6 protein-coding genes and 1 pseudogene are annotated in these 3,871 nt (G+C 66.0%); all 7 read right to left on the bottom strand.

The features are described 5' to 3' along the window. Positions 1–180 (bottom strand): YchJ family metal-binding protein (locus tag QZ184_RS10675; protein ID WP_296419554.1); only part of this gene is annotated, 180 nt, incomplete at its 3' end. After that, positions 180–1,226 carry a DUF3326 domain-containing protein gene (locus QZ184_RS10670; RefSeq protein WP_296419553.1) on the bottom strand — a complete coding sequence of 349 codons (1,047 nt, stop codon included), beginning with the start codon at positions 1,224–1,226 and terminating at the stop codon, positions 180–182. The genes QZ184_RS10670 and QZ184_RS10675, both read right to left, overlap by 1 nt. Continuing rightward, positions 1,223–1,426 (bottom strand): hypothetical protein, encoded by a 204-nt coding sequence (locus QZ184_RS10665; protein WP_296419551.1) that lies wholly within the window; start codon positions 1,424–1,426, stop codon positions 1,223–1,225. Before QZ184_RS10665 ends, QZ184_RS10670 begins: the two co-directional genes overlap by 4 nt. Next, positions 1,423–1,746, bottom strand: a complete 324-nt coding sequence (locus QZ184_RS10660) for a 2Fe-2S iron-sulfur cluster-binding protein (RefSeq protein ID WP_247477091.1) — start codon at positions 1,744–1,746, stop codon at positions 1,423–1,425. The genes QZ184_RS10665 and QZ184_RS10660 overlap by 4 nt, the downstream gene beginning before the upstream one ends. A gap of 41 nt (positions 1,747–1,787) precedes the next feature. After that, positions 1,788–2,501: a putative 2OG-Fe(II) oxygenase gene (locus QZ184_RS10655; protein ID WP_296416466.1), complete on the bottom strand. Its 714-nt coding sequence runs from the start codon at positions 2,499–2,501 to the stop codon at positions 1,788–1,790. Between the two features lie 85 nt (positions 2,502–2,586). After that, a complete protein-coding gene (locus QZ184_RS10650) occupies positions 2,587–3,540 on the bottom strand; it encodes a F0F1 ATP synthase subunit gamma (protein WP_010315324.1) in 954 nt (317 codons plus the stop codon). Between the two features lie 31 nt (positions 3,541–3,571). Next, a pseudogene (locus QZ184_RS10645) lies at positions 3,572–3,871 on the bottom strand (F0F1 ATP synthase subunit alpha); the annotation flags it as partial.

The following is a 3,871-nucleotide window of genomic DNA, read 5'->3' as shown; positions in this document are numbered from 1 at the left end:
GGAGGGGTGGGTCTCGATCAAGTAGTCGATCAGGTTGCGGCTGAAGGCGCTGTAGCGCGAGCGCATCAACTGCTCAGCCGTGGCCGGCAGGGACTGGCCCAGGTGGAACGGCTCACAACAGCCTGAGTAGGCCCCGCCGCCGCAGGGGCAGGGGTCCTTGCGCACGCCAAAGCCCGCCATCAGACCAGCCGCCGCAGCGGACGCTGCAGCGCCTCGGGGTTGATCCCCTCCCGCAGCGCCAGCACCAGCCCAGCGGCCTCGCTGTAGCTCTTAGCCCGGAGCACCTCGATCCCCAAGGCCTCGGCCGTCACCGAGAGGACGCAGGGGTTCTCCACGGCGATCACCGGAATGCCCCGCTCAGCGCAGGCCAAGACTGCCGCGCCCCCCAGGGCCCCGGCCGGGGCCACCACAGCACCGATCTGCTCAGCGCGAATCGATTCTGCGGGGGCCTGATCCGCTGGCCAGAGGGCTGGGGCGCGGCTCAGACCCACCAGCACGCAGGGCAGGAAGGTGTAACCCAGCTCCTCGCCCGCCGCCCGGGGGTCCAACTGGGGATCGATCTCCAGGGGGCTCAGCGCCGGGGCATGGGCACAGGGCAGATTCAGCTGACGGCTCAGCCAGTGGCTGATCACCGCCTCAGCTCCAGCCAGGGCATCGACGCCGCCCCCCTGGCGGTAGGCCGTCAGGGCCTCGCTATCGGGGTCATCCGGAAAGCGGGCAATCACGGCGATGGCCGTGGCACCGGCATCGCGCAGGCGCGCCCCGGCCTCCAGCAAGACGTCGGGACGCGCCAGCTGGCCCCAGCTGGCACCGCTCTCCCCCTGGCTCAGGCTGACGCCGATCGGAGCCGTAGTGGTTTCCACCGGACCCAGGCTCAGCCCGAGGCTGGCCCGGCAACCGTCGGCCACCTGCAGATGCCGCAGCCGGAGCTCCTCCTCGATGCCGGCATCCAGCAGCAGGCCAATGCGCTGCGAGCGAACCGGCTGGAGTGCCAGTTCTGCAGCCGCGAAACGATCGAGGCTTGATCCCTCGACGTAGTGAATGCGGGGGTCACTCCAATAGAGCGAGGCCCCATTCATCACATTGGGATGGGTGATCAGGCAGCCACTGGCGGCCGCCAATAGCCGCGCCGCGGGCACCGCATCACCGGCGTAGCCACCCACCTCACAGCCGATGCCCGTGGGCACCACCATCACGGTGGGCAAGGGATCGCCAGGGCGGTTCATACGAGCAGGGCGGGCTGGTGCACCATCGCTTCCAGGGTTAGCTGGCGCTGGCCATCGGGCCGGCAGACCGCCTGGGTGATCGCCCAGCGCAACGGCACCCCGTGCTGACGCAGTTCAGCCTCGATCTGCGGCAGCAGCGGACCGGGCTGGGCCACCAGGGTGAGCGCCAGGGAGCGAAAGCCAGAGAGCCCTGGACTCACTTTTGGTATTGACCGAACTGCGCTTCATAGAGCGCGTCTTCTTGGCCGGCGAGCACCTTGAGGTCGCTGCGGGGATAGGCCACACAGAGCAGCGCAAAACCCTGATCCCGCAGCTCAGCCTTGACGCCCATGGCGTCGGGCTGATGCACGGATCCCTCTTTCACCACGGCAGCGCAGGTGGTGCAGACACCGGAGCAGCAGGAGCTGGGGACAGCCACACCGGCGGCTTCCGCAGCAGCGAGAACGGTCTGATCGGCAGCGCAGCTGAAGCTGTGGCTGGTGCCGTCGAGTTCACAGACAACGGTGTAGGTCTCGCCCATGGAGGGAGCAGCTCAGTCCAGAAGCTCCCCATTGTCCAGGATCACGGCCCGGGCAGGGCGCCCCACTGCTGCGGGTGCGGAGCCAGGTATTCCGGTGGGGCCAGCCCAGGCTGCTCGCAGAGCGGTGCACTCAAGGCCAGATCAAAGGCCAGGGACACCCGCAGATCGCCCTCGTCCTCATTGGCCGTCACGGCATGGTCAATCTGAGCGGGGAAGAGCACCAGCAACCCAGCCCGGGGAGCCAGATCGAAGTGGGGGGCATTCCAGTGCAGGGCCCCCTCGAGGGGACCGCCATGGCCCACGGATAATCCTGGCACCAGCTCATTGCTCTGCCGGGCGGGGTAGAGCCGAAGGCAACCACTGCGGCCGGAGCCATCGCCATTGAGGTAGACGATGGCGCTCAGATGGGCATTGGGATGGTGATGACGGCCCACCGCCTGGCCCGGTTCACTCACCACCGGCCAGGACCGCTGAATGTGCAGGGCCACCTGGTCGCAGTGGAAGCCCAGTTGCTCCAGGTACGCCCAGGCATGCCGGCGCACCTGATCGCTAATGGCCGCAAAAGCCGGAAGCTGGTGAACCCGCCAGACACCGTTGATGTCGCCGGTCCAGGCGCAACCGGGATGGGGGTTGCCGCTGTCCTCGCCCCGCAGAGCCAGGACATCCTGGAGCAGTAACACCGCATCCATCGGATCCAGGGCCAGATCTGCGGTGCCCAGGGCCAAAGGGAAGAGCGGTTGCAGGGAAAGCGTCATGGCGCGCCGGCGCTTCCCTCATCCTGGAACAAGGCACAAAAAAAGCCCTCCACTTGGGAGGGCTTTGAGCGACTGAGCAATGTGCTCAGGCCATGGCAGAAGCACCGCCGACCACTTCCAGGATCTCCTGGGTAATGGCGGCCTGGCGGGCCTTGTTGTAGTCCAGGGTCAGGGACTTCGCGAGCGCCTTGGCGTTGTCGCTGGCGTTGTTCATGGCGGTCATCCGGCTGGCGAGCTCGGAAGCGGCCGCCTCCTGCAGGGAACGCAGCAGCTGGTTCTGCAGATACAGAGGCAGCAGTGCATTCAGCAGCTGATCGGGGCTCTGCTCGAACACCAGATCAGAAGGCAGAGAAGGCTGGTCGTTGTTGACCGTGCCCGTTTCAACGCCCAGCTGACCGTCGCGGGTGGTGAGACGGAAAATCTCGTCGTCCGCGCTGGCGATGCCCTGGGGATCCAGGGGCAGCAGGGTCTGGGAAACAGGCTTCGAGCTCACCAGGTTGATGAACTTGGTGAAGATGATCTCGACACGATCGGTGGTGCCGGAGAGGAACTCGGCGAGCACCTCGTCGGCGATCTTGCCGGCCTCAGCAGCGCTGGGGACCTGCTCGAGCCCCATGAAGGTGGCGCGAATCGTGTACTGGCTGGCGCGGTTCTGGAAGTAGGTGGCGACCTTGCGGCCGATCAACACCAGATCCACGTCATAGCCCTGAGACTTCAGCTCAGCGTGACGCTGTTCCGTGCGCTTGATGATGTTGGCGTTGTAGCCACCGCACAGACCCCGGTCGCCAGTCACGGCGAGCAGGGTGATGGTGCGGACGTCGCGGTTCTCGAGCAGCGGCGCGTCAGCGGTCTCGAACTGCATCCGGGTCTGGAGATTCTCCAGAACGCGGGCAAGACGATCAGCAAACGGACGGCTGCGCAGAACCTGTTCCTGTGCCCGGCGGACCTTGGCGGCTGCCACGAGGCGCATGGCCTCGGTGATCTTCCGGGTGTTTTTAACGGAACTGATCCTGTCGCGGATCTCCTTCAGGTTGGCCATGGATTGGACTCTCCGGGGTAACCGTCAGGGATCAGGCCGCAGCCAGCATCGAAGACTTCACTTCGTTGATGGCAGCCTTGAGCATGGCCTCAGCGTCTTCGCTGAGCTGCTTCTCGGTCTGGATCTTGTTGATGAACTCGGGCTTGTTGGTCTTCAGGTACTCGCGGAGCTCGCGGCAGAACTGAACGACGGACTCGACGGGAACTTCGTCGATCAGGCCCTTGACGCCGGCGTAAACCACGGCGACCTGCTCAGCCAGGATCAGGGGGCTGAACTGGGGCTGCTTGAGGATCTCGCGGAGACGCTTACCGCGGGCCAGCTGCTGCTGAGT

This window comes from Vulcanococcus sp. DEBay_Sum22DG08_74 (assembly GCF_017852955.1).
In the GTDB taxonomy this organism is placed as follows: domain Bacteria; phylum Cyanobacteriota; class Cyanobacteriia; order PCC-6307; family Cyanobiaceae; genus Vulcanococcus.
The sequence above is the reverse complement of the archived record's forward strand: the minus strand, read 5'-3'. Positions and strand labels throughout refer to the sequence as shown.

Excerpts from the sequence above, each read along its gene's own strand:
- QZ184_RS10670 (WP_296419553.1), bottom strand. The coding sequence starts at position 1,226 with ATGAACCGCCCTGGCGATCCCTTGCCCACCGTGATGGTGGTGCCCACG.
- QZ184_RS10655 (WP_296416466.1), bottom strand. The coding sequence starts at position 2,501 with ATGACGCTTTCCCTGCAACCGCTCTTCCCTTTGGCCCTGGGCACCGCA.
- QZ184_RS10660 (WP_247477091.1), bottom strand. The coding sequence starts at position 1,746 with ATGGGCGAGACCTACACCGTTGTCTGTGAACTCGACGGCACCAGCCAC.
- QZ184_RS10650 (WP_010315324.1), bottom strand. The coding sequence starts at position 3,540 with ATGGCCAACCTGAAGGAGATCCGCGACAGGATCAGTTCCGTTAAAAAC.